This window comes from Citrobacter sp. VF227 (genome assembly GCF_052950715.1).
Window position 1 is genome coordinate 1 of the sequence record NZ_JBRFVF010000365.1, and the last position, 475, is coordinate 475.

The 475-nt window shown below is 66.5% G+C and carries 1 protein-coding gene; it reads right to left on the reverse strand.

What is annotated here, in order from left to right; translation table 11 throughout:
* Positions 1-370, reverse strand: a 370-nt coding sequence (locus ACU8YC_RS26775; RefSeq protein WP_446896230.1) for a hypothetical protein, incomplete at its 3' end; no start/stop codon positions are given.
* Positions 371-475 lie beyond the last annotated feature (105 nt).

Genomic DNA, 475 nt, shown 5'->3' on the forward strand with positions numbered 1-475 from the left:
GGCCCAGCAGCACGCGGAAGTGCATTTCGAAATCGTCGCCACTCCTGGCGCAGCGTTCGCCCAGCAGCACCAGGCGTTCGCGGTCGTCGTGGTGCATGCGCTCGAGCAGGTCGCTCAGGTAGATCTCGCCGAAGCCCTCCATGCCCACCAGGCGCAACATGGCGGCGTCCATGTCGATCCGCTGGCTCGCGAGCTGCCAATAGAAGGTCCCCGTGCCCGAGACCAGCAGCGCGGCATTCAGGCGTTCGTCGCTTTCCTGCAGCTGCGCACGGGCAAGCTCCTGGGCATGCAAATGGGCGGTAACGTCCTCGACCCGATGGATGACATAGCGCACCCGCCCGCGGTCGTCCTTCACCGGCGCGTTGATCACGTTCCAGAAGCGCTCCTCGAACCCGCCGCCACTGGCTTAGGGGCGCCGGATGGCATAACGCACCTGGCTCAGGCGCTGGGTCTGGCCGGTGGCGATGACGTCCTC